Origin of the sequence: Faecalibacterium sp. i21-0019-B1, assembly GCF_042852915.1 — a bacterium.
GTDB classification, from domain to species: Bacteria; Bacillota; Clostridia; order Oscillospirales; family Ruminococcaceae; genus Faecalibacterium; species Faecalibacterium taiwanense.
In genome coordinates, this window is sequence record NZ_AP031425.1 from 1,031,104 (window position 1) to 1,056,497 (window position 25,394).

At 58.8% G+C, this 25,394-nt stretch carries 19 protein-coding genes; 12 read left to right on the forward strand and 7 right to left on the reverse strand.

Going from position 1 to position 25,394, the window contains the following annotated elements; genetic code table 11:
* Window positions 1-6: 6 nt before the first annotated feature.
* Entirely contained in the window at window positions 7-3,309 is a 3,303-nt protein-coding gene (locus ACGHP1_RS05130; protein WP_005939823.1) for an ATP-binding cassette domain-containing protein, read from the reverse strand.
* Between the two features lie 223 nt (window positions 3,310-3,532).
* Here ACGHP1_RS05130 and ACGHP1_RS05135 point away from each other — a divergent pair, with 223 nt between their 5' ends.
* From ACGHP1_RS05135 to ACGHP1_RS05160, 6 genes are all read left to right on the forward strand, one after another.
* Window positions 3,533-3,769 carry a hypothetical protein gene (locus ACGHP1_RS05135; RefSeq protein ID WP_390508169.1) on the forward strand — a complete coding sequence of 79 codons (237 nt, stop codon included), beginning with the start codon at window positions 3,533-3,535 and terminating at the stop codon, window positions 3,767-3,769.
* 58 nt (window positions 3,770-3,827) lie between these two features.
* On the forward strand, window positions 3,828-4,133 hold the full coding sequence (locus ACGHP1_RS05140; protein ID WP_101956483.1) for a hypothetical protein: 306 nt from the start codon (window positions 3,828-3,830) through the stop codon (window positions 4,131-4,133).
* On the forward strand, window positions 4,123-4,860 hold the full coding sequence (locus tag ACGHP1_RS05145) for a response regulator (RefSeq protein WP_005939839.1): 738 nt from the start codon (window positions 4,123-4,125) through the stop codon (window positions 4,858-4,860). Before ACGHP1_RS05140 ends, ACGHP1_RS05145 begins: the two co-directional genes overlap by 11 nt.
* 26 nt (window positions 4,861-4,886) lie before the next feature.
* Window positions 4,887-5,732, forward strand: a complete 846-nt coding sequence (locus tag ACGHP1_RS05150) for a sensor histidine kinase (protein WP_390508173.1) — start codon at window positions 4,887-4,889, stop codon at window positions 5,730-5,732.
* Window positions 5,733-6,085: 353 nt separating this feature from the next.
* On the forward strand, window positions 6,086-9,025 hold the full coding sequence (locus ACGHP1_RS05155; protein WP_337678697.1) for an acyl-CoA dehydratase activase: 2,940 nt from the start codon (window positions 6,086-6,088) through the stop codon (window positions 9,023-9,025).
* A gap of 50 nt (window positions 9,026-9,075) precedes the next feature.
* The gene (locus ACGHP1_RS05160) at window positions 9,076-10,392 is read left to right on the forward strand and encodes a 2-hydroxyacyl-CoA dehydratase (protein ID WP_005939846.1); all 1,317 of its coding nucleotides are present in this window, start codon (window positions 9,076-9,078) and stop codon (window positions 10,390-10,392) included.
* A gap of 100 nt (window positions 10,393-10,492) precedes the next feature.
* Here ACGHP1_RS05160 and ACGHP1_RS05165 read toward each other — a convergent pair whose 3' ends face one another.
* Both ACGHP1_RS05165 and ACGHP1_RS05170 read right to left on the reverse strand, forming a co-directional pair.
* Window positions 10,493-11,725 carry a 6-phosphofructokinase gene (locus tag ACGHP1_RS05165; protein ID WP_390508176.1) on the reverse strand — a complete coding sequence of 411 codons (1,233 nt, stop codon included), beginning with the start codon at window positions 11,723-11,725 and terminating at the stop codon, window positions 10,493-10,495.
* Window positions 11,726-11,808: 83 nt separating this feature from the next.
* Window positions 11,809-13,032 carry a 6-phosphofructokinase gene (locus ACGHP1_RS05170; protein WP_390508178.1) on the reverse strand — a complete coding sequence of 408 codons (1,224 nt, stop codon included), beginning with the start codon at window positions 13,030-13,032 and terminating at the stop codon, window positions 11,809-11,811.
* A gap of 344 nt (window positions 13,033-13,376) precedes the next feature.
* Between ACGHP1_RS05170 and ACGHP1_RS05175 the strand changes: the two genes are divergently transcribed.
* Entirely contained in the window at window positions 13,377-14,384 is a 1,008-nt protein-coding gene (locus tag ACGHP1_RS05175) for a GDSL-type esterase/lipase family protein (protein WP_390508180.1), read from the forward strand.
* A 54-nt stretch (window positions 14,385-14,438) separates the two neighbouring features.
* Here ACGHP1_RS05175 and ACGHP1_RS05180 read toward each other — a convergent pair whose 3' ends face one another.
* Window positions 14,439-14,912, reverse strand: coding sequence for a methylated-DNA--[protein]-cysteine S-methyltransferase (locus ACGHP1_RS05180; protein WP_120019654.1), 474 nt, complete (start codon window positions 14,910-14,912; stop codon window positions 14,439-14,441).
* Between the two features lie 88 nt (window positions 14,913-15,000).
* Here ACGHP1_RS05180 and ACGHP1_RS05185 point away from each other — a divergent pair, with 88 nt between their 5' ends.
* The 3 genes from ACGHP1_RS05185 (at window position 15,001) to ACGHP1_RS05195 (ending at window position 17,436) form a co-directional block, all read left to right on the forward strand.
* Window positions 15,001-15,726, forward strand: coding sequence for an NAD-dependent protein deacylase (locus tag ACGHP1_RS05185; protein ID WP_371293023.1), 726 nt, complete (start codon window positions 15,001-15,003; stop codon window positions 15,724-15,726).
* Window positions 15,727-15,813: 87 nt separating this feature from the next.
* Window positions 15,814-16,452, forward strand: coding sequence for a hypothetical protein (locus tag ACGHP1_RS05190; RefSeq protein WP_249235753.1), 639 nt, complete (start codon window positions 15,814-15,816; stop codon window positions 16,450-16,452).
* A 21-nt stretch (window positions 16,453-16,473) separates the two neighbouring features.
* Entirely contained in the window at window positions 16,474-17,436 is a 963-nt protein-coding gene (locus ACGHP1_RS05195; RefSeq protein WP_005939866.1) for a D-2-hydroxyacid dehydrogenase, read from the forward strand.
* A gap of 38 nt (window positions 17,437-17,474) precedes the next feature.
* Here the strand turns inward: ACGHP1_RS05195 and ACGHP1_RS05200 are convergent, their stop codons facing one another.
* The 3 genes from ACGHP1_RS05200 to ACGHP1_RS05210 all read right to left on the reverse strand — a co-directional run bounded on the left by ACGHP1_RS05200 (window position 17,475) and on the right by ACGHP1_RS05210 (window position 21,720).
* A complete protein-coding gene (locus ACGHP1_RS05200; protein ID WP_390508182.1) occupies window positions 17,475-18,638 on the reverse strand; it encodes an aminotransferase class I/II-fold pyridoxal phosphate-dependent enzyme in 1,164 nt (387 codons plus the stop codon).
* 289 nt (window positions 18,639-18,927) lie between these two features.
* Window positions 18,928-19,620, reverse strand: a complete 693-nt coding sequence (locus ACGHP1_RS05205) for a peptidoglycan-binding protein (RefSeq protein WP_005939873.1) — start codon at window positions 19,618-19,620, stop codon at window positions 18,928-18,930.
* A gap of 3 nt (window positions 19,621-19,623) precedes the next feature.
* Window positions 19,624-21,720 carry a peptidoglycan-binding protein gene (locus ACGHP1_RS05210; RefSeq protein WP_390508184.1) on the reverse strand — a complete coding sequence of 699 codons (2,097 nt, stop codon included), beginning with the start codon at window positions 21,718-21,720 and terminating at the stop codon, window positions 19,624-19,626.
* A gap of 306 nt (window positions 21,721-22,026) precedes the next feature.
* Here ACGHP1_RS05210 and ACGHP1_RS05215 point away from each other — a divergent pair, with 306 nt between their 5' ends.
* A complete protein-coding gene (locus ACGHP1_RS05215) occupies window positions 22,027-22,845 on the forward strand; it encodes a MerR family transcriptional regulator (protein ID WP_120079433.1) in 819 nt (272 codons plus the stop codon).
* A 174-nt stretch (window positions 22,846-23,019) separates the two neighbouring features.
* Entirely contained in the window at window positions 23,020-25,083 is a 2,064-nt protein-coding gene (locus tag ACGHP1_RS05220; RefSeq protein ID WP_390508187.1) for an FAD-binding protein, read from the forward strand.
* The last annotated feature ends 311 nt before the right edge of the window (window positions 25,084-25,394 follow it).

Sequence of the window (25,394 nt, forward strand, 5' to 3'; positions counted from 1 at the left end):
AGAAAATTACTCAGAACGCAGGGCGGTGACGGGGTTGCACTTGGCTGCGCTGCGGGCGGGAATCAGACCGCCAAGGATCGTGAGCAGGGTAGCCAGAACGATCAGGACCAGTGCAGCCTTGGGCGGCAGCACAGCGGTGACGCTGGTGGTTCCTGCAATGGAGTGGATGAGCATGTTGCCGGGGATCAGCAGCAGCAGGCACAGGCCCACGCCGATCACGCCGGAGCACATTCCGATAATGAAGGTTTCGGCATTGAACACCTCGGAGACATTGTGCTTGGATGCACCGATGGCACGCAGAATACCGATTTCCTTGCGGCGTTCCAGCACGCTGATATAGGTGATGACACCGATCATGATGGAAGAAACCGCCAGCGAGATGGCAACAAAGGCCACCAGCACATTGCTGACCATATCCACGATCTTGGTCACGGCGCTCATCAGGGTGCCGACCGTATCCGAGAATACGATCACCTTGTCCTCTTCGCCCTGCGCACGCATGGCGGCGTTGTAGGCGTTCAGGCTGTCCACGATGCGGTTCTTGGCCTCAAAGCTCTTGGGGTAGATCCAGATGCTGCCGGGCTTGGCATAATCCGAATAGCCCAGTGCACCAAGAACACTGCTGTAGGAGGTGGTGCTGGACTGCAGGTTCATCTTGACCAGATCCACAAGGTCGTCGGTGCTCATGTTCACCTGCACGGCACTCTGGAACACGGTGGGGTCGATCTTCAGGGCATCTTCCACCTGACTGCTGAGCTGAGCGATGTTGTTCTGGATGGCGGACTGGATCTGCTGGCTGAACTGAGTGGTCAGCTGGGTCATCAGCTGCTGCATCACGGTGCTCATCTGGGTCTGAATGGCAGCGGTGAGTTTGGTCTGCAGAGCTTCGCCCAGCTTCTGGCTCAGCTGTTCCGAGTAGCTTTGCAGATAGCTCGTCATGATGCCCTGCAGGTTCTGCTGCAGCGAAGCGGTGAACTGCTCCTGCAGGCCGGTGGTGTCCAGCAGGTCGCCCATGGATTCGGACAGAAGCTGTTTGAACTGGTCGCTCTCCATATAGGAAGAGAAACCGATCTTATCCAGATTCAAGATGCCGTTGCCGATGATATAGCGCTTATAGCCATTCATGATCTTCTTCATCAGGCTCTGCAGCGCATCCTCCGAGACGGACAGGTCCATATCGGCAAACAACTGGCTCAGATCCAGCGCGTCCATGTCCGGCAGCTCCACATCGCTCATGTCGATGTCGCTCAGGTCCAGATCGCTCAGATCCAGCTGGAATGCGGACGGATCAAGGATGGAGGAAAAGTCAAAGCTGCCATCCTGCAGATCAAATGCACCGCTCAGGTCGAACTGCAGCTTGCTTGCATCGAACTGGAAGGCATCCTTCAGCATATCGGTATCCACCGAGAACAGGGAAGAAATGTCAAGATCGGTTTCGCGCTGGTCGGCATCAAAGCGCTCGCCGGTCAGCACGTTCACTTCCGGGTCGGCAAGCTGCTGCTTTACCACTTCACTTTCGGCTGCATGGTCGATGGCGTAGTAGGTGAGTGCATGGGTATAGGCAACGCCTATGGGCAGAATGGTGGAGCTGGCATCTGCGCGGGGCTGCACCACGCCCACGATGGTCAGATCCGGACTGTTTTCCACAAGCTGCTCCACATACGCTTCATCGTCGGAGCGGTTGCGCCAGATTTGGCGTTCTTCGTCATAAACGTAATAGTCCGAGCTGGTAACGATCTTATATTTCAGGCCCACAAAGGTATCGTAGGGGTAGGTGCCGTAGCCGGTGGGAGCCTGTGTGTTCTTGTTTTTTGCGTACTCCTGCAGAAAACGCATCATCACGCTGTCGTCCTCAATGCCCAGAATATAAAGAGCGTAATCGCTGATGCTGCCATCCGAATTCAGCACAAGAACGGCCTCGTTGTAGCTTTCCGGCCAGCGGCCTGCCTTGACATCGTACTGATCTTCGTACAGCGAAGGCTCTTCGGCCATCTCGGTAAACACGCTCTGGTTGGTCATGGAAGAGACGATGCCGGCGGCAGAGGTGGTGTTGTTCAGCGCAGAAAGGCTGCTGTCCGGGAAGATCTGGCGCACGGTGCCGTCCTTGTTCTGGCGATAGATCAGCGGTGCGATGCCGTAGGAATACTCGATGGAAGCAGCATCCTCCGAGATGGTGCACTCGTCGCTGTCCAGATATTTTTTCAGGGAGGCAAGGTCATTGACGGAGGAATTATCCTCGGTCAGCTGGCTCAGCAGTTCACGCACTGTGACCATGCCCTCCGGGGTGGAAGAAGCGCTGGTGGCGCCCACATTGGTGTTGTTGGCAACGGCGCTGGTGTAGCTTCCCGGGTCCAGCAGGGCGGCAAGGTCTACGCCGGTGGTCGAGATCTGCAGCGGATATTCCGAAAGGGTGGAGCGTTCCATCTCCTGGATATAATTGCTCACACCGGCCGAGAGCGAAAGGATGAGCGCAATGCCGATGATGCCGATGGAACCCGCAAATGCGGTGAGCAGGGTGCGGGTCTTTTTGGTGAGCAGGTTGTTGAAGCTCAGCGCGAGAGCGGTGAGCGGCGACATGGAAGAACGGCCCAGATTTTTGTGCACCGGCGGCACCTGAGCGGAATCATCCGGCGCAAACGGTGCGGTGTCCGATTGGATCACGCCGTCCCGCAGGCGGACGATGCGGGTAGCATACTGCTCTGCAAGCTCCGGGTTATGGGTGACCATGACCACAAGGCGGTCTTTGGCCACCTCCTTCAGCAGCTCCATCACCTGAATGCTGGTGTCGCTGTCCAGTGCGCCGGTCGGCTCGTCGGCCAGCAGGATGTCGGGGTTATTGACCAGTGCGCGGGCAATGGCCACACGCTGCATCTGGCCGCCGGACATTTCGCTGGGGTGCTTGTGCAGCTGGTCGCCCAGACCTACCTGCTCCAGCGCCTTGGTGGCCCGGCTGCGGCGCTCGGCACCGGAAATGCCGGAGATGGTCAGCGCCAGCTCCACATTGGAAAGCACTGTCTGGTGTGGGATGAGGTTATAGCTCTGGAACACAAAGCCAATGGTGTGGTTGCGGTAAGAGTCCCAGTCGCGGTCGGTATATTTTTTGGTGGAGATGCCGTTGATGATCAGATCACCGCTGTCGTAGCGGTCCAGACCGCCAATGACGTTCAGCAGGGTGGTCTTACCGGAACCGCTGGGGCCGAGAATGGCGACGAATTCGTTGTCCCGCAGGTTCAGGCTGACATCATCCAGTGCTTTCTGCACCAGATCGCCGGTTTTGTATTCTTTCTTGATGTGGTTGAGTTGGAGCATGTGTGAGCCTTTCCGGCGCATCCTCGCAGGAACGCTGCCGCTGTACATTATAATAAACTGCCCGGATACAGGACCCGCAGCAAGGCGTTATACACTTCTATTTTACCGAAATAATATGAAAAAACTGTGTATATTTCAACGTAAATTTTGACCGGACCGGTATTTTTGGCTTTTGAGGCAGAAAAACAGGAAAATAAAGGAAAAATTGACGTGGAGGTTGAATTTGCGTCGCCGTCGTGCTATTTTAATAGCGGAAGATCCTGATAAAACAGAAAAGCATCGCGAAAGCAGAATTACACTGCCAATACGACGCAAAAAATCTGCAATGAACCGTAAGCACAAAATAAAATGCGTCGCAGAACAGAAAAACACGACAAAAAACGCAACGAATGTGATTTTGACATTTTTAGACGCTTTTTCAGGATTGAACCAGCCCTCTCTGCTCTTTAAAATAAGATAAGAAAAACAAGGAATGCCTTGAAAACGTCGCAGGACCTTGTAGCAAGGGAGGAAAAATTATGGAACGTACATTTTCACCTATGATCCGTCAGTTTTCGGCAATCGACGGGTTGCAGAAAGCATATACGCTGGTATACTCAATGGATACAGGCAACGAAAACGGTTGCTGCCTGACGCTTTGCCGTACCGGGAACCGGCAGTACATGCAAAGCTGCTACATTGCAGCTGCACCAGAGTTCTGCTACCGGATCCTGCGCTATCTGTGTGAGAATGGCGTCCAGCCGGAGATCTGGCAGGATGTGGTAGAAGAACTGACCGATACAGAACAGCTCAGGCAGAAAGGCGGCGCGTTGCGTGGAGAGTGAGCACACAGCAAAAACGCTGCAGATCGCCCTTGGAAGCTACGACCGCAAGGAGCTGCGGGTGGAAAAGAACTACCTGCAGGAGCAAAGCCCTGCGTTGGAGTGCACCTGCTTCCAGAACGGCGGCCGTCTGCTGGAACAGCTGCGTCAGGGCCGTCAGTTTGATGTTGTGATCCTCTGCAGCCAGCTGGAAGATATGAGCGGGCTGGAGTTTTTAATGAATATCCGCAGCATGGATCCCAAACCGAATGTTGTTCTGTTTGATGAGGGCAGGCGGCAGAATACGAGTGCCATTTGTCTGGAATCGGGCGATGGATTCTGCTATGTGGGCCATGCCGAACTGAAGAACCTGCTGTGGGAGCTGTACCGCCTGCCGGGACGGCAGAGCCAGCGCATGGAACGCAAGTGTCAGGAACTGTACGAGGGCTGGGGCATCCAGCTGCCGGACGTGAACTGCAACTATCTTTCCTGTGCGGTGGGCGTGGTGTACGGCACCAGCCAGAAGCTGGCCATCCGCAAGGAAATCCTGCAGGCGGTGAGCGAGCAGTACGATGTGTCGGTCTCTGCTGTGGACAGCGGCATCCGGCGTATGATCGACCAGCTGGAAGCAAAGCCCTCGGCCAAGTGGCTGCGCTTCAAGGACGAAAGCGGATTTGCGGACGAGAAACCTACCACTGGTAAACTGATCTACACTGTCAAGAATTATCTTCAGCGTCAGAAGGACGACTGAGCATAAAACACAGGAGGCGCAAGGGTATGGAGCAGATGCGGCAGAACGAGGCGGGTGCACTGACCGCGCAGGCGATCCCGCAGAAGGATGTGGGACAGGCATGCTTCCATGCACTGGGCCTGATCGGACGCAATTGCGAATATCTGGACCAGCACCTTGCGCATGTGGGTGCCGACCAGCAGACCCGGCAGGCGGTGAACGATATCAGCGCTGCGTCGGCAAGGCTGGACCGCACTGTGAACGAAGTAATGTCGCTGCTGGATTTTCTGCGCACCGAGGAAGACCCGCGGCTCTATCCGCTGGACCTGTGCCAGCTGCTGCAGCAGGTCGCCGCACAGGCCGATATGGTGCAGGCGCAGCTTGGGGTGGAACTGACGCTGGACTATGGCGGCTGGACAGCCTGCCGGGTCATGGCGGACCGCAATGATGCAGAACTGCTGTGCCTGCATCTGCTTTCGAATGCCTTGCGGGCCTGCAGTGCGGGCGGCAAAGTGCGGCTGATGCTGCGCCGCAGCGAAAGCTTCTGGCAGCTGACGGTGATGGATAATGGCTGCGGCCTGCCGGAAGCAGGCGAGGATGCATGGCTGGAGAACCGGCGCTGCTTTCTGGGCGGCGCAAAGCTGGGCCTGCTGCTCTGCCGCGAGTGCTGCCGCCGTATGGGCTGGGGCCTGCGGGTGGAGCGCGCACCGGAAAAGGGCACACAGGCAGTGGTGACCATTCCGCTGTGCACCGACCGCATAACGGAGCCGACGGTAGAGCTGCATACGGGCGGCGATACGGCACAGGCACAGCAGCATCAGTACCAGCTGCGCAATATGCTGGTGCGGGAGCTGCGTACCATGCCGGAGCGCGGCGACCCGGACGAGCTGTGATGCATGCTGCATGATTGCATTATAATAATGAATAAGGACTGCTGCGGGGGGAGATGCTCCTGTGCGGCAGTCCTTTTTTGTTGGCAAAGGTTAAAAAACTTTGCCGAGACACCGGCGCAGCCGCATAAAAAGCGACAAGTTCACAAAATGTTTAACCTTTTGAGCGGAAAATACTATTTTTTCTGTGTAAAATAAAGGACGCTGATTGATTGTGCCGCAAAATTGGATTATAATACATTTGTATGCGAATTGACAAAATGATTCGTTAGCAAACTAATTTTTGGCAAAGAAATTGATTTTGCCGTCCACCGGGGGCTTTGCCTCCGGCATTTGTCCTTAGGAGGAAAAACAACGTGAGAGTAGGTCTTGACATCGGCAGTACCACCATCAAGTGTGTGGTGCTGGATGAACATGATGCGCTGCTGTATTCTACATACGAACGGCATTACAGCCATATTCTGGAAAAGGCGCAGGAGCTGCTGCGCCGTATCGATGCTGAGCAGTTGCACGGTCAGAAGGCGCTGCTGAGCATTTCCGGTTCGGCGGGCATGGGTCTGGCCGACAGCTGCGGCGTGCCCTTTGTGCAGGAGGTATTCTCCACCCGCGTGGCGGTCAAGCGCTTTGTGCCTGCCACCGACTGCGTGATCGAACTGGGCGGTGAGGATGCCAAGATCCTGTTTCTGACCAACGGTACCGAGGTGCGCATGAACGGCAGCTGTGCCGGCGGCACCGGTGCCTTTATCGACCAGATGGCCACCCTGCTGAAAATGGGTGCCGACGAGATGAACAAGGCAGCAGAGAACGCACAGCGCACCTACACCATTGCGTCCCGCTGCGGCGTGTTTGCCAAGAGCGACGTGCAGCCCCTGATCAATCAGGGTGCCCGCACCGAGGACATTGCTGCCAGCATTTATAAGGCCGTGGTCAACCAGACCATTGCAGGCCTTGCACAGGGCCGTCCCATCAAGGGCAATATCCTGTATCTGGGCGGCCCGCTCACCTTCAGCAGCGTGCTGCGCAAAAGCTTTGACGAAGCGCTGAACGTGACCGGCACCTGCCCGGAGAACAGCCTGCTGTATGTGGCACTGGGCGCTGCCCTCTATGCCGACAAGGCTTTCGTTCTGTCTGAGGTGGCCGATGCGCTGGACCAGTATGCTGCCACTGCCACCTACGCCAGCGAGCCGCCGCTGTTCGCCAGCAAGGAGGAGTATGAGGCGTTCCACGCCCGCCACATGTCCCACAGTGTGCCGCGTGTGCCGTTCAGCGCCCAGTGCGGCCCGGTGCATATCGGCATCGACTCCGGCTCCACCACCGTCAAGCTGGTGGTGGTGGACGAGAAGAGCCAGATCCTTTACACCAACTATCAACCGAACCTCGGCAACCCGCTGCCCCTCATCCGGGAACAGCTGCTGAAAATTTACAAAGAGCACCCGGGCCTGCAGGTGGCCAGCGTGACCACCACCGGCTACGGCGAAGAGCTGGTGAAGAACGCATTCCGCTGCGATTACGGTCTGGTGGAAACGGTGGCGCACTTTACCGCTGCAAAATACTTTATGCCGGATGTTGATTTCATCATCGACATCGGCGGGCAGGACATGAAGTGCTTCAAGATCGAGGATGGAGCCATCAGCAACATCTTCCTGAATGAAGCCTGCTCCTCCGGCTGTGGCAGCTTTTTGCAGACCTTTGCACAGGCACTGGGCTACGATGTGAAGAAATTTGCCAGCCTTGGCCTGTTTGCAGACCGCCCGGTGGATTTGGGCAGCCGCTGCACCGTGTTCATGAACAGCTCGGTCAAGCAGGCCCAGAAGGACGGCGCAAGCATCGAGAACATCTCGGCAGGCCTGTCCATCAGCGTGGTCAAGAACGCACTGTACAAGGTCATCCGCGCTTCCAGCCCGGAAGAGCTGGGCCGCAAGATCGTGGTGCAGGGCGGTACCTTCTATAATGAAGCCGTGCTGCGCGCCTTTGAAAAGGAGATGGGCGTGGAGGTCATCCGCCCGGACATTGCCGGCTTGATGGGCGCTTACGGTGCGGCTCTGTTCGGCCTGCGCCAGAGCCAGAAGGCCCACAAGACTGCTTCTGCCATGATGAACGAGCAGGAGCTGGAAGCCTTTGCACAGAAGGTGGTCAGCGTCAAGTGCGGCGGCTGCGGCAACCACTGCCAGCTTACCGTCAACACCTTTGCGGATGGCCGCAAGTACATCTCCGGCAACCGCTGCGATAAGCCCGTGACCGGCAAGAGCGCCGACGACAGCCTGAACCTCTACGCCTACAAGCAGCAGCTTCTGGCCGAGTACAAGCCGGTGGCCGGCAAGCGCGGCTCCATCGGCATCCCGCTGTGTCTGGGCTTCTACGAGCTGCTGCCCTTCTGGTGGGCCTTCTGGACAAAGCTTGGCTTTGCCGTGCACACCAGCCCGGTGTCCAGCCGCGGCCTGTACCTCGCCGGTCAGGCTACTATCCCCAGCGATACCGCCTGCTTCCCGGCAAAGCTGAGCCACGGCCACATCAAGGCCCTGAGCCAGATGCAGCTGGACGCTATTTTCTACCCCTGCCTGACCTACAATGTGGACGAGGGACTGGGCGACAACCACTATAACTGCCCGGTGGTGGCCTACTACCCCGAGGTTCTGGCAGGCAACTGCCCGGAGCTGGAGGGCACCAAGTTCATCTATGACTATGTGGGCATCCACCGCCCTAAGGACTTTGTGCACAAGATGGCAAAGAACATCCTGCCCAAGTACTTTGGCGGTATCTCCGAGAAGGAAGTGCAGGCCGCAGCGGATGCCGCCTATGCGGAATACGAGTCCCACATGGCAAAGATCCGCGTGAAGGGCAGCGAGATCATCGATGAAGCCCGCCGTCAGGGCAAGCGCATCATCGTGCTGGCAGGCCGCCCCTACCATGTGGACCCCGAGGTGAACCACGGCATCGACCGCCTCATCACCCGCCACGGTGCTGCCGTTGTTACCGAGGACAGCATTTCCAACCGGGTGCAGAAGTTCCCTACCAGTGTGCTGAACCAGTGGACCTACCACAGCCGCCTGTATGCCGCCGCCAAGTACTGCACCACCCAGAAGGATATGGATCTGGTGCAGCTGGTGTCCTTCGGCTGCGGCGTGGATGCCATCACCACCGACGAGACCCGCGAAATTCTGCAGGAGGGCGGCAAGCTCTACACCCAGCTCAAGATCGACGAGATCACCAATCTGGGTGCCGTGAATATCCGCCTGCGCAGTCTGTTTGCTGCTCTGGACGAGCGGGACGAGGTGGCCGCAGAAAAGGCAGAATAAAATAGAGATAGAGCAAAAAGCTTTTTAAGAAAGCAACATAGGAGGAACCTATGGAATACAATTATCCCAAATTTACCCCGGAGATGAAGAAGACCCATACCATCCTCATCCCCAACATGGCCATTACCCAGTTCCGCCTGCTGGAGTACGCCCTGCGTTACGACGGCTACAAGTGCGAAATTCTGGGCAACTGCGGCAGTGCCGTGGCACAGCTGGGCCTGAAATACGTCCACAACGACACCTGCTACCCGGCTCTGCTGGTCATCGGTCAGTTTCTGGATGCGCTGAACAGCGGCAAGTACGATCTGGATCACACCGCCCTGCTCATCACCCAGACCGGTGGTGGCTGCCGTGCCTCCAACTACATTCATCTGCTGCGCAAGGCACTGGTCAAGGCGGGCTATCCGCAGATTCCGGTGGCCAGCCTGAACTTCTCGGGTCTGGAAAAGGACAGCGGCTTCCAGATGACCCTGCCGCTGGCCCGCCGTGCGCTGGCCTGCATCTTCTACGGCGATATGCTGTGCGCTTTGCGCAATCAGGTGGCACCTTACGAGAACGAGAAGGGGGCTGCCGATAAGATGGTAGACCTGTGGGTGGAACGCTTGGGCCGCGTGCTGCTGGCAGGCAAGGGCTACACCTCCAAGGAGATGAAGCACACCTTCCCCCTCATCGCAAAGGACTTTGCTGCCATCCCCGTTACCCGGGTGCCCAAGGTCAAGGTGGGCGTGGTTGGCGAAATTTACGTCAAGTACAGCCCGCTGGGCAACAATGACCTGCAGAAGTTCCTCGAAAGTCAGGACTGCGAGGTGAACTTCCCGGGCCTGATGGGCTTTGTGCAGTACTGTGCCTTCAACATGGGCGAGGACCACGTCCTGTACGGCGGCAAGCTGGCGGTGAAGATCGGCATTGACCAGTTCCTGAACTGGCTGGACAGCATCGAGCGCGCCATGCTCAAGGCTGAGGCCGACGCAGGCTTCTACGCCCCCGGCCCCTTCAAGGAGCTGGTGGAAAAGCCCAAGGGCATCATTTCGCTGGGTGCCAAGATGGGCGAGGGCTGGCTGCTGACTGCCGAGATGATCGAGCTGGTGCAGGGCGGCTACGGCAACATCGTGTGTGCCCAGCCCTTCGGCTGCCTGCCCAACCACATCGTGGGCAAGGGCATGGTGAACAAGATCCGCGCCCTGTACCCCAGTGCCAACATTACCCCCATCGATTACGACCCCAGCGCCACCAAGGTCAATCAGGAAAACCGCATCAAGCTGATGCTGGCAGTGGCCAAGGAGCGCCTGAATGCCCCGGTGGAGGCAAAGCCTCTGACGGCAGAGGAGATCGCAGGCGGCGCACCCAAAGTCGGCGCAGCGGTCTGATGTTCTAAAGCGGAAAATACCGAAATGCAAAAAGCCCGTCCGGGCGTAAAACTCGGACGGGCCTTTCATCATGCCTTGAGAAAAATCAATGCAGGAGAGATCACTTCTGATTCTTCATGTAGATGTGGTGGGGCAGACCGGCAATGTACAGCGGGGTCAGCTCGGCCTGGATCAGCGGGCGGGCATAAGCCAGGAACTCATCGGTCATCTGGGTGTGGTTGGCGTTCATCCAGCTCAGCGGCACCTTCTTTTCGAGGTTTGCAACTTCGCTAATGGGGTGCAGCTCAGTGGTGCACTGGTACGGGCTGTTGGAGATGCGCTTCAGGGCCACCATCTGGCCGGTAACGCCCTCAAAGGCCGCCTTGGCGGCAGCACCGCCCACCTGATAGGCTTCGGTGATGTCGGTGCGGCTGGTCAGATGGCCTGCGCAGCGCTGCAGGGTGGAAAGCTCGATGCAGCGGGTCTTTGTGTCCAGATTGCGGGCCACCACATTTGCCAGATACCGTGCGGTACCGGTCAGGGCCTTGTGGCCAAAGGCATCCACTGCGTGCACATCGTCGGCCAGCTCACAGACGTAGCGGCCATCTTCCAGCTTCACGCCTTCGGAAACGGCGATCACGATGCTGGGCTTCTTCTCCTGCATCACGCGCACCTTTTCAATGAAGTGTTCCACATTGAAGGGCACTTCGGGCAGGCAGATCATGTCCACACCCTCGCAGTCGTCACTCTTTGCCAGAGCGGCGGCAGCGGTCAGCCAGCCGGCGTTGCGGCCCATGATCTCCACCACGGTGACGTACTTGGTGCCGTACACGGTGGCGTCGCGGATGATCTCCTTCATCACCACGCCGATGTACTTGGCAGCAGAGCCGTAGCCGGGGGTGTGGTCGGTGACCATCAGGTCGTTGTCGATGGTCTTGGGCACGCCCATAAAGCGGATGTCGCTCTGGATGCGTTCGCCGTACTCAGCCAGCTTGCCGATGGTGTCCATGGAGTCGTTGCCGCCGATGTAGAAGAAGTAGCCGATGTTCAGCTTTTCCAGAATGGCGAACAGCTTTTTGTAGACGGTCTCGTCCTCATGCCAGTCCGGCAGCTTGTAGCGGCAGCTGCCGAGGAAGCTGGACGGGGTGCGCTTGAGCAGCTCGATGTCCAGATCGTCCGTCAGCACGGTGGAAAGATCCACCACCCGCTCCTCCAGCAGACCGGCAACGCCATTGCACATGCCGTAGACGATGTCTGCGCCGCGGTTCTTGCAGCTCTCAAAGACGCCCGCAAGGCTTGCATTGATGACGGAAGTAGGACCGCCAGACTGACCAACGATTGCGTTTTTACCCATGATGATTTCTCCTTTTTTGTTTTTCTGTTTCGGCAATATAATATTACGTGCAGGATGCACGAAAACAGACGCGGGAAAAGGGGTTACAGACGGATGTGGCGCGGGGTGCCGTTGACGTAAACGGGGGTCACCTCGTCCAGGATCAGCGGACGGGCATACTCCTCAAAAGCAGCCGTCACCTGCATCCCGTCGGGGCTGATCCAGTCCAGCGGCACCTTCTTTTCAAGGTTTGCCACCTGCTGCACATCCACCGACTCGGTGATGCACTGGTAGGGATAAGCGGAAATGCGCTTGAGCGCGATCATGCGGCCGGTCTCGCCCGCAAAAGCGGCGGCGGCTGCGGCACCGCCCACAGCGTAGGCCTCGTTCACGTCCGTGCGGCTGGCCAGATGGCTGGCGCAGCGCTGCAGGGTGGAGAACTCGATGGCGCGGCTCTTGCAGTTCAGTTTATCGTGGATGAGGTCGGAGAGATAACGGCTGGTGCCGCTGAGCACGGCCTTGTGGCCAAAGGCATCCAGCTGACCGGCAGTGGACACCAGATCACACAGATAGGTGCCGTCGGCGGTCTTTACGCCCTCGCTGGCCGCAATGATCACATTGGACTTGCGGCGCTGCAGCTTGTCCACCTTGGCAAGGAACTTGTCCTGATCGAAGGGCACCTCCGGCAGCAGGATCAGATCCGGGCCTTCGCAGTCGTCGCCGCCCGCAAGGCAGGCCGCACCGGCAAGCCAGCCCGCATGTCGGCCCATGATCTCGGCCACGGTCACGCTGCGGATGTCATACACGGAGGAATCCCGGATGACTTCCTTTAAAATAGTGGCAATGTACTTGGCGGCAGAGCCGTAGCCGGGGGTGTGGTCGGTCAGGCACAGGTCGTTGTCGATGGTTTTGGGCACACCGATGAACCGCACGCTGCTGCCCACGCGCTCACCGTAGCGGGAAAGCTTTGCGATGGTGTCCATGGAGTCGTTACCGCCAATGTAGAACACCGCGCAGATGTCGTACTTGTCAAACAGGGTGAACAGTTTGATGAAGGGTGTGGAGTCCACATCCGGCTCCGGCAGCTTGTAACGGCAGCTGCCAAGGTAGCTGGAAGGCGTGCGCTTGAGCAGTTCAATGCTCATGCGGTCGTCCAGCAGGACGTTCAGCTCCAGCATTTCTTCCTTGAGCAGACCTTCGATGCCGTATTTCATGCCGTACACCTTGTCTGCACCCAGGCTGCAGGCGGCTTTGTACACGCCTGCCAGACTGGAGTTGATTACGGCGGTAGGACCGCCGCTCTGACCAATGATCACATTCTTGGCCATGAGTACCTCCTTTTGCAAATTTCATTCTTATCATTTGTACATCGCTGCAGGTTCCGGCTTCCGCGCCGCCAGAGTGGGGTTTGGTCTAAAGGCCCTGCACTGCCCGCAGACCGTGCGGCAAACAAACCGGATGCTGCAAGTGATACAAAAAAGTTTGCGGCATGTGCACACCCTTTTGTAAAATGTGCAAAATTACCACATCCTTATTGTACCTGTTTTGCCTGTTGTATGCAAGACCTAATTGGTTGCACAGGCAAAAAAATTATGATAAAATAAAAAACGCACAGCCCCAGGCGGATAAAACCCCCTTCTGTGCGGGAAAAATGGAGAAAGCTGGAAAAACCATGGGCATTTCACACGAGTATCATTCTGCGCCGCGCCGGGCACGGCGCGGTACAGTCAGCGGCAAGCTGCGCTTTCTGGGCGCAGTGGTCGCCATTTTGCTGGTATCCTACGCCATCACGGCCATTCTGGAAAAGGGCGCAGAGGGCGCGGACGATACCCCGTCCACCAACGCCAGCGGCATTGCCGAGAACATTCTGGCACCGCTGCCCATGCAGGGCGAAGCGGATAGCAGCAGTGCTGCACAGGATGGCAGCACCGGTGGGCAGGCCGTCACACTGGAGAACTTTGGCCCTGCAAAGCAGAGCGCTGGGGCCTATACCGTCAAAGCCTATGATGCCAGCGTCATCCGCCAGCCCAGCTGCGGGCAGGTGGACCTGAGCTACTTTGCGGATGCAGCCTTTCTGGGCGACAGTCTGACGGTGGGCTTCTCGGATTACCAGATCAATCTGGACGGGGCACTCATCTGCGGCTATACCGGCGTTGGCCCGGATGCCATTGTGAACCGCAGCGCAGTCAAAAGCCCCACCCGCGGGCAGGAGATAGCGCTGGATGTGCTGGCCGCTGCCCGGCCCAAGAAGCTGTATATCCTGCTGGGCACTAACACCCTCACCACGCTGGGCGCTTCGGACCGCTTCCTTGCCTACTATGGCCAGATGCTGGATATGTTGCGCGAGGCTTTGGGCGAGGACTGCGTGATCTACGTGCAGTCTATCCCGCCGGTGCGACCCTCGGCAGCTGCTGAAAAGCCCGGCCTTGCATCGGATGTGCTGCGCGGTGTGAACGAGCAGCTGGCTCAGCTGGCCGCCAGCAAGGGATGCGTTTACCTTGACCTGTGGGAGACCCTTGCCGACGGCGAGGGCAACCTGAAGGAGATGCTTGCAGCGCCGGATGGCGTGCATCTCTCTGCAGGCAATGGCTACGGCGCGTGGGTCACCTACCTGCGCAACCACGCCAAGTACAGCGCGGATAATTCCTGGACGATGGGCAGCATTTACAGTGCACAGTAACTTATGGTAAAAGGGAAAGGCTCTGCGAAATTTCTGCAGAGCCTTTCCCTTTGCTTATTCCTGTTTTTCCAATTCCAGAAGATACTGCTTCATCTCCACGCCATAGGCGTAGCCGGTGAGCTTGCCGGTGCTGCCCACCACCCGGTGGCAGGGCTGAAGGATGGCGATGGGGTTACAGTGGCAGGCACCGCCCACGGCACGGCTGGCCTTGGGTTTGCCAACAGCGGCGGCCAGCTGGCCGTAGGTGCGGGTCTCACCGTAGGGGATCTTGTTCATCTCGGCCCAGACGGCCTTCTGAAAGGGGGTGCCCTTGGGGGCCAGCGGCAGATCGAATTCCCTGCGCGCCCCGGCAAAATATTCGTTCAGCTGCTCCTCGGCTTCCTGTAAAAGCGGTGTCTCGCACACCTTGCGGGGCAGCGGTTCCAGTTCCGGTACGCCGTCCGGGCAGAGGGTCAGCCCGCAGATGGCATCGTTTTCCTCTTCCAGCCGGAAGGTTCCCAGAATGCTGTTCACATACCAAACGTTCAAAAGTTGCGCTTCCTTTCCTATGAGTTTGTGTTATACTTAAAACTATACTAACACAAATATTTCCGCAGCGAAAGGGGCGTTTTTTGTTATGGTACAGGCATTGGAAGAGATCATTGCCAAAAGCAGCAGCATCGTGTTCTTTGGCGGGGCGGGCGTTTCCACCGAGAGCGGCATCCCGGACTTCCGCAGCGTGGACGGACTTTATCATCAGAAGTACGCCTACCCGCCGGAAACCATCCTGAGCCATACCTTCTGGGAGGAGAACCCGGAGGAGTTTTACCGTTTTTACCGCGATAAGCTCATCGTGAAGGGGGCAAAGCCCAACGCGGCCCACCTGCGGCTGGCAAAGCTGGAACGGGAGGGCAGGCTGAAAGCGGTCGTCACCCAGAACATCGACGGCCTGCATCAGGCGGCAGGCAGCCGCACGGTGTACGAGCTGCACGGCAGCACCCTGCGCAACTACTGCACCCGCTGCGGTAAGTTCTACGATGTGGATTTCATTGCCAACAGCACCGGTGTGCCCCGCTGCACCGAGTGCGGCGGCATCGTCAAGCCGGATGTGGTGCTGTATGAAGAAGGGCTGGACGAGGAGGTGCTGTCCGGCGCGGTGAACGCCATCCGCCATGCGGATACCCTGATTATCGGCGGCACAAGCCTTGTGGTGTACCCGGCGGCAGGACTGATCCGGTACTTCCGGGGCGGCCATCTGGTGGTTATCAATATGCAGCCCACCGGGGCAGATGCGGAAGCCGACCTGTGCATTGCAAAGCCCATTGGTCAGGTGCTGAGCGAGGATGTAACGCTGGATCTGTAAAACAAAAAGAGCGGCCCTGTTTCGCGCCGATTCTCGCCCCCGGTCCGGTATGCTGGATGCATACTGAAAAAGAATGGGGGAAACCAAATGATCCAGGTTTGTGACCCGCCGCGCACGCGGCAGGTAAGGCGGCTTTCGGCGGAGGAATTCTGCCGGCTGGCGCAGAGCGAAGTGAGCAGTGTGTACCGTCCGCGCAGCGAGGTGCTGCGGATGCTGACGGTAGGCGAGGTGTGGGGCGTGTACAGTACACGCGGTGTGCCGGGAGCCGGGTGCATCCTGCTGCCCATGGATGCCGATGTGGCAGCGGCGGCTGCGCTGCGCCGATTTCTGGGCTGGAACCGCACGTCAGGCGGATATTTTTTGACCCCGGCAGCCGGGCCGGACGGCCATGCCGCCGAGACCCTTGCGCCGCTGCTGGCTGCGGCTGCTGCCCGGCAGGAGTTTCTTGCCCGGCAGCGGGCACGGTGGGCCGTGGTGGAATGTGCGGCAGAAGAGCTGATCCCGCTGTATCTGCGTCAGGGGTTTGCTTTGCGGGCTATCCGTCCGCTGGACAGTCTGGCACCGTGTTTCCTGCTGCAGGCCGGGTGCCTTGCGCAGAATGTGCCGCCGGTATGGCTCCCGCTGGCCGACCGGGTGCACATTGCCATCCTGCTGGCTCGAGGCTATGCCGCGCTGGAAAGCCGCGAAAGCCCGCAGGGCACCGTGCTGGCACTGTATCCCGTATGATGTGAAAGTGAGGAAGTTGAAATGAAAGCAGTGGTTCTGGAAGATTATGCCATACAGCAGGGAGATCTGGACTGGTCGGGTGTGAAGGCGCTTGTGCCGGACATCACCCGCTATGGGCGCACTGCGCAGGAAGAGGTGGTGCCGCGCATCGGGGATGCGGAGATCGTGTTCCTGAATAAGTGTCGCATCGACGAAGCCGTTCTGGCCCAGTGCCCGAAGCTCAGGTGGGTGGGCATCATTGCCACCGGCACGGATAACCTTGATCTGAAGGCCTGCCGCCGCCATGGCGTGCCGGTAGCCAACGTGCCGGGCTATTCTACTTACAGTGTGGCACAGATGACCTTCAGCCTGCTGCTGGCCATCTGCCAGTGCGCCGACCGTTACCATCGCCTTGTGCAGGACGGCCAATGGCGCACCGAGGAGCCTGCGGCCTACGGTCTGCTGCCGCAGGTGGAACTGCTGGGCAAGACCTTTGGCATCTATGGCTACGGCAGCATTGGCCGGCAGACCGCCCGCATTGCCAAGGCCTTTGGCATGGAGGTGTTGGTGTGCACCCGCACCGTTCGGCCGGAGTACAAAGCCGACGGTGTGGAGTTCGTGGATCTTGACACCCTGCTTGCCCGCAGCGATGTGCTCAGCCTGCACTGCCCGGCAACACCTGCAACACGGGGGCTGATCAACGCGGCCACCCTTGCAAAGGCAAAGCCCGGCATGATCTTGCTGAACACCGCCCGCGGTGCACTGGTGGACGAGCAGGCCGTGGCCGATGCGCTGAAAAACGGGAAGCTTGGCTTTTACGGTGCCGATGCCTTTGGCACTGAACCGCTGCCGCAGGCAAGCCCTTTGCGCGGCCTGCCGAATGCCCTGCTGACACCGCACATCGCGTGGGCCACCAACGAAGCCCTGCAGCGGCTGATGGATATTACTGCCAACAACCTGCGCACATGGCTGGATGGCGCGGGAGAGAATATTGTGAACGCATAAAAATAACGGGAACGCCGCATGGACGTTCCCGTTATTTTTTAGTTCAGGATACCGCTTGCCTTGATGGACTGCACCGCCTCGGCAATGCGCTCCGGCGGCAGGGTGAGGGCAAAGCGCACGTAGCCTTCGCCCAGCGGGCCAAAGCTGGAACCCGGCGTGCACAGCACACCGCTCTTTTCCACAAGGTCAAGACAGAAGTCCATGCTCTTTGCGTACTTTGCCGGGATGGGTGCCCACACGAACATGCTGCCGTGACTGTCCGGCACATTCCAGCCAATGGAACGCAGGCCGCCGCACAGAGCGTCGCGGCGCTGCTGGTACAGGCCGCACTGCGTTTTTACCATGTCCAGCGGGCCGGTCAGGGCGGCGATGGCCGCTTTCTGCACCGGCAGGAACATGCCGAAATCGATCTGACCGCGCAGCTTTTTAAAGGCGGCTACCACGTCCCTCCGGCCCACAAGAAAGCTGATGCGGGCACCGGTGACGTTGAAGCTTTTGGACAGGCTGAAGAACTCCACGCCCACATCCATGGCACCCGGCGTATTGAAGAAGCTGTTGCCCACGGCCCCGTCAAAGATAATGTCGCTGTAGGCGTTGTCGTGGATGATGAGAATGTCATACTTTTTGGCAAAGGCCACCAGTTCGGCGTACAGCTCCGGGGAGCCGACGCTGCCCACCGGGTTTGCGGGCAGGGAGACGATCATATACTTTGCTTTGCGGGCCACATCCTCCGGGATGTCCTTCACATAAGGCAGGAAGCCGTGCTCCTTGGTCAGCGGGTAATACCACGGCTTTGCGCCGCCCAGCAGACTGCCCGCAATGAACACCGGGTAGCAGGGAGTGGGCAGCAGCACGGTGTCGCCCTCGTCGCACAGCACCATACCAATGTGGCCCACGCCCTCCTGACTGCCCGCACAGCTGGCCACCTGATCCGGCGTGATCTCTACGTCGAAGCGGCGTTTGTAGTAGCCGCACACGGCATCCAGCAGCTCAGGCAGGTCGCGCAGGCTGTACTTCCAGTTCTGCGGGTCGGCAGCGGCATCCATCATGGCCTTGCGGATATGCTCGGCGGGCGCAAAGTCCGGCGTGCCGACGCTCAGATTATAAATGGTGCGGCCCTGTGCTTCCAGAGCTACCTTGCGTTCGTTCAGTGCGGCGAAGATCTCGTCGCCGAACAAGTCCAGTCGTTTGGAAAATTCCATGATACAATACCCCTCAAATCCTCTTGTTTTCAACATGAACCATTTTAATAATAGAGCTATTTTAGCACGTTTTTCCAAACCGCGCAACGAAAAGGGCAGATGCGGGAGAAAGTTTCAACTTTCGGTGATGGGAAGCGAAGGATGTTTCACGGGAAGAAAACCCTCTCAGTCACGGCTGACGCCGTGCCAGCTCTCCCGAAGGGCGAGCTTTATGAGTGCAAACCATCAGATGCAAAAGAGCTCCCCCTTTCGGGGGAGCTGGCGAGCGAAGCGAGACTGAGAGGGTTTATCAATCGATCGTCGTTTTTGTCCGTCCCACGCCGATGACGGCGGTGCTGATCTTTTTCCAGCTGCTGCAGCCGCACACACCGTCCACACGCAGGCTCGTGCGCCGCTGGAAGCCTTTCAGCGCTTCCTCCGTCCGGGCACCAAAGATGCCGTCGATGCGGCTCCCGGTCTGGTAGCCCAGCGTGGAAAGCGCGTCCTGCAGAATCATCACATAGCAGCCGCGGCTTCCGCGCCGCAGGGTGGGGTAGCCTGCTGTGGTGCCGCTGCAGGCGGGCGTGCCGTAGCGGCGGTCCATGTGCACCCATGTGGGGGTCTGGCTCAGCGGCTCCACATAGCCCCATGCCCCGGTGCCCCGGGCTGCGTTGTAGATGGCCGTGCGGGCGGTCTGGGTCAGGCTTTGGCCCACGTCAAAGGATACGCCCGCGTAGTGCTGGCTGCGGGTGCCGTGGCCGCCCTCCCAGATGCGGCGGAAGGCATACCCCACCGGGATGCCCTTGCCGTACTTGCGGCGGGTCAGGTTCCACGCTTCCATGGCCGCAATGGTGGTCCACAGGGTGGGGCTGGCGGATTTGCCACGGAATTCCCGCACCCGCAGGGTGGTGCCGGTGCTGTAGGGCATGGGGTCGTTCTCGTTTAGGTTTGCATAGGTGTATACCTTGTTCTCGTAGGCATCGTAGATCAGAAGTCGTGCCATCGCTCATTCCTCCTTGCTGCAGTGTGGGCAGCTCTGGGCCTGCAGCGCAGCCCATGTTCCGCGGTCCACGGTGCCGGTCACCAGCAGCCCGGCCCGCTGCTGTGCCAGCCGGACGGCGGCAGTCTCTTCCGGGCCGAAGCAGCGGTTCTCGGTCACATAGCCCTCGGTGCAGTACAGGCAGGAACGTCCGTTCAGCCATGTCTCCACCTGCGCCACGTCCGGCCCCACGCTGCCCGCGCCGATGGCCCGGCCCGGGTAGACCGGGCCATGCCCGATGCTGCGGTCGGGGTTGGGCATTTCGGCGGCGAGCTGCAGGCTCAGCGCTTCCACAGCTGTCCATGTGTCGGCATCCGCAATGCCGGTCTCGGGCAGGCCCAGCAGCTCCTGTGCGCTGCGGGTGGCGACGGCAGTCTCGTCGGTGTACTGGTCGGAGAGGGGCGGGGCCTCCACGCTGGTAAAGTAGTAGGCAATGCGCTGCAAAAGCAGGCTGTAGTAGAGCACTGCACTGCCGGAAGACCCCACTGTGAGCGGGGTACCGGGGTAGGGCAGGCGTTTCAGGGTGACCACCGGCCCGGATGTCCGCAGAGTGGACGCCTTGTCGTACAGGCTGTTCCATGTGGTACGTCCCACGATGCCATCTACAATCAGCCTCGCAAAGCGCTGGTAGGCCCGCACGGCAGCTTCGGTGGAAGCACCGAACTGTCCGTCGATGCCAATGGCCGGGATGCTGCTCTCGTAGGCGCTCATGAGGTAGAGGTAGAACTGCAGCTCCCGCACCGCTGTGCCGGAAGAGCCTTTGCGCAGCACGCCCGGGTACTCGCCGGGGCGCAGGCTGGACGACAGCAGCTTGTTGGCGATGTCGTTGTACACCTCGTATAGCTTGTTCCATGTCGTGCGGCCCACCACACCGTCGCTGGTCAGGCCAAAGTAGGTCTGGAACCGCTTGACTGCCGCTGTGGTGGCACTGCCGAACTTGCCGTCCACCGTGATGTTGTTCAGGTTCGAGTACACCGTGCGCGCGATCTTGAGCCAGAACTGCACCAGCCGCACATTCTGTCCGCTTGCACCCTCCCGCAGGGCGGTGCCGGGGTAGGCATTGGGGGTGCCGTTGTCGGACTGGATGCTGCGGAACTGGTCGTACAGTGCGGTCCATGTGTCACGGCCCACCACGCCGTCCACGGTCAGGCCGTATTTGCGCTGGAAGGCCCGCACCGTGTTGGCCGTTCCAGTGCCGTAAACGCCGTCCACTGTTAACGATGGGATGGAAGGCTCATACTGTGCCAGCGTATTCAGCCAGAACTGCAGCTGTTCCACGGCGCTGCCGGTGGAGCCGGTGCGCAGTACGGTGCCGCCCCATGTGCCGTCCGAGAGAGTGCCGCTGGACACCTCGCCCTCGCTGGTCAGCTCCGCAAGATCCTTGACCGACACATAGATATAGCTGATCTTGTACCATGTCTGTCGTCCGACTACGCCGTCGGCGGTCAGGTTGAACTGCCTCTGGAACGCCCTGACCGTGGCGGCCATCTTGGCCCCGAACACGCCGTCCACAGTCAGCAGGCCGAGGAAGGGATAGTCCTTGGTGATGCGGTTCAGCTGGCGCTGCAGGGTGAACACCGCTGTGCCGCTGTCGCCCTGCCGGATGGGCGAACCGGGGTAGCTCTGGGGGATGGACTGGATGTTCGAGGTGCGGATGATCTCGATGTCGTTGCCGTAGTAATACTTCAGGATCTGCAAGGCGTTACGGCCCTGATTGGCCAGCGTCACGGTGCCCCACTGCTTGAGACCCGGGCAGGTGACCGATTTACCGTCGCAGTATTCAGAGTAGTAGGGGTTTACGGTGCCGGTCTTGCGGATATAGGTGTTGAAGATGTCGTCGGTGATGCGCACCATCACATCGAACACGGTGCGTCCGTGAACGTAATACTGGTCGTAGCTGGTGGAGTTGGTAATGTTGAAGGTGTAGCCCTTGCTGGGGTACCACTCGGTGTAGATGCGGTTGAGTGCCAGCGAGATCTGGCAGTGGATGTTGGCCCGCAGGGCCTGCTCCGGCCACGGGGAGCAAAATAACCAAACTGGAAAAATAATCGTACAATAGTCCAAAATGTGCCAATTTGGAACGTTCGAGAACTGATTTTTGCGCCGAATAAGTCATACTTATAATAGGCGGATTTTTGTTTATGCAGCAGGTTTAAGATGTTGGATTTATTCTGTTAAAACTCAGTCCTACTCTCTGCCGGTCACGGCATCCAAGCCAACGCCCTGTTTTTGCTGCCCGGTATTTTCCGGCAGAGAACGGCAAAGTTTTTTTACTTGAAACGGTGCGCGGATACGATATAATAAGGATGGATAGAAAAATAACATTCGAGCAGCTCTAAGGTTCTGCTGCCCGGAAAGGAGCTTACTGTTATGCGCTATACCATCAGTGAGATGGCATCTCTGCTTGGTGTCACAACCCATACTTTGCGCTACTATGAAAAAATGGGCCTGATCCACCCCGAGGTCAACGAGGATACCGGCTATCGTTACTATACAGTCACTGATACCCGGCGGTTCAACCTGTGCAGGGAACTGCGGGCGGCAGAGCTCTCGCTGGAAGAATGCCGGGAGCTGATCGGCGCACCCACGGTGGAGCAGAGCGACGCCATGTTCAACCATCAGATCGCCCAGCTGCGGCGCAGGCAGGTGCTGGACGAACTGGCCATCCGTTTTTTGGAACACAAGCGGGAGCAGTACCGTACACTGGAACAGAATGCCGGGCGCATCTGGGTGCAGAATTTCCCGGAAATGTGGCGACTGACCTTCTCACAGGAAGAAGCAGCAGACCGGGATAAAGAATTGCAGCAGGAAAAGGCTGAATGGCTGGAATGTATGCCTGCGACCCGCTGGGTGAGCCGCCTGCCCCGGCGGGTGATGGAGCAGTTTCGGGTGGGACGCAACGAGTACGACTACGGCCTTATGATTGAGGCCGATGCCGCTCGCAGGCTGGGGCTGAAGCGCACAAAGCATGTGGAGGTGGTGTGCGGCGGAGACTATCTGACTACCATTTGGAAAAAGGATTATCGCGGGTCCTTTGGGTGGGACTCACTGGACGACCTGCATGCGGAGATCGTGCAGCGCGGGTTCCGTGCGGTGGGCGAGACCTTCAGCAGCATCGCTGCTAGCCGGGAGCAGCCCGATGGGAGCATCGTGAATTACCATCTGACGCGGACAAAAATATATACATAAAATTGCAATATCACGAGAATTTGTTAGATCAGACAAATTCTTGTGATATTTTTGTCAAAACAGCCCTTGACCTTCGCGCTGCTCTAACGTGTAAGCTTTGTTTATCCAGTAACAAAGTCTGAGGACTTTGCTGCCAAACACGGATCACACGAAGAAAAGGCAAGGAGAACGATTATGAGCGAAAAGATTTCCCGTCGCAACTTCCTGCGCACTGCTACCTTGGGTGCAGCTGCCGCAGGCCTGCTGGCCGGCTGCGGCAACAGCGCAGCTTCTGGCAGCACCGCTGCCAGCACTGCTGCCGGTACCTATACCGCAGGCACCTACAGCGCCACTGCTACCGGCATCAACACCACAACGCCTGTCACTGTGACCATGACCTTCAGCGCCGATGCCATCACTGACGTGCAGATCGACGTGGCAAACGAGACCAAGGGCTACGGTGCCGACATCGCCGACGAGATGGTGAAGAAGATCCTGGAAGCACAGTCCAGCGAGGTGGACGGCCATTCCGGTGCCACCATCACCTCCGGTGCCATCAAGAAGGCTGCCGAGAGCTGCATCAACCAGGCCAAGGGCGTGGCCGTGGCCCCCACCGAGGCCAGCAAGGCCGAGACCGTGGTGCCCGACGGCCTGACCACCGAGGAAGTGGAGTCCTCTGTGGTGGAGCTGGGCGACATCACCCCGGACGAGACCAAGGACTTTGACGTGGTCGTTGTGGGTGCCGGTGCAGCCGGTGTGCCCGCAGCAGGCTGGGCAGCCGAGCTGGGCGGCCATGTGGCCCTGCTGCAGAAGCAGAGCATCGTGGTGAGCCAGGGCAACTGCGGCTCCGCCATCATCAAGTCCAAGTCCACCGAGGCCGGCAAGAAGATGTGGGTGCACATGACCAACGGCCTGTGCGACTGGCGCGCCGACACCAGCCTGCTGAACGCCTACGTCGAGAACTCCGAAGAGGCCCTGATGTGGTATCTGAACCGCGCCGGTCTGACCGACCAGACCGAGTACGGCGACGGCAGCCTTGTGGACAGCGTGAAGGATCCCTCCAGCCTGCTGCACAACGACGAGAAGGAGATCTTTGCCTACATGTGCACCAGCCAGGACCTGACCGGTGTGTGGAAGGACCGCATGGACACCTACGACTTCGGCGATGAGCACTGCTACTTCTTTGCACCGTGGATCGGCCCCAAGCCCAAGAACGTGGGCGACGTGCTGGCCACCGTGCTGGAGAATGTGCAGGCCAAGAACTCCAATCTGGAGACCTTCTTCAACACCCCCGCCGTCAAGCTGGTGCACGCCGACGGCAAGGTGACCGGCGTCATCGCCAAGGATGAGAGCGGCAAGTACATCCAGTTCAACGCCTCCAAGGGCGTTATCCTGGCCACCGGCGACTACATGAACAACGAGGCCATGGTCAAGCGCTGGTGCCCGGACGTGGACGGCTACGACAAGAAGCAGTACCAGAAGACTGGCGACGGTCACATCATGGCCATCGACGCAGGCGCCAAGATGGAGAACCTGGGCCACACCAAGATGATGCACGACTTCGACTCCGGCCTGATGTACGAGGAGCCGTTCCTGTACGTCAACATGGAGGGCAAGCGCTTCTGCAACGAGGACACCGGCTTTGTCTACATGGGCAACATCACCAAGTATCTGCCCCGCTACAACGGTGCCAACGTGGATGCCAACCACCCGGACGGCTCTCTGGGCTGGTACTGCCAGGTCTACGACAGCGACTACATGAGCTACGCCAACAGCCCCGTGCCGGAGCAGGTGATGACCAAGTACATCCCCGGTGCCGTGGAGAACCCGCAGGGCGTGTTCACCAACCTGATCGACACCTATAAGGCCGACACCATCGAGGAGCTGGCTGCTCTGCTGGACGTGCCCGCCGATGAGCTGCAAAAGACCATTGACCGCTACAACGAGCTATGCGATCAGGGGACCGATGCGGACTTCGGCAAGAAGAGCGCCTACATGCACAAGATCGAGAAGGCTCCCTTCTGGGGCGTGCGCAAGCACATCCGCGTGTCCTCCATCGACAGCGGCGTGAACACCAACGCCAACGGCCAGGCTCTGGACGCTGACGGCAAGGTCATCGAGGGCCTGTACTGCGTGGGCAACGTGGGCGGCGTGTTCTACGGCGGCGCGGACTATCCGTTCCACCAGACCGGCCTGTCCCTGGGCCGCTGCTACACCTTCGGCATGCTGGCCGCAAAGCATGCTATGGGCCAGCTGTAATTAAGAAAAAGATGATTTTGGGGCTGTTGCAAAATAGCATCCCTTTATCGCAAAGCTGATCAATCTGAATATTTTTGTTACCGCCCATCCGAAAATATCGTTGATGCGGATAGAGAGCTGTACAGAAGGACGTTCTCAGACCGCAGCATACCCGATAAGCGAATACCGTCGAGGACTCTTCCCATTTTGGGAAGATGTCCTCGGCGGCTTTTTTGTATATAGGGCAGCAATTCTTGACCGTCTTTTGTGAAGGTGATGGGTTACGAGATGGAGCACAGCTTTCTCCGCAATGATCTCGATTGAAAACAACT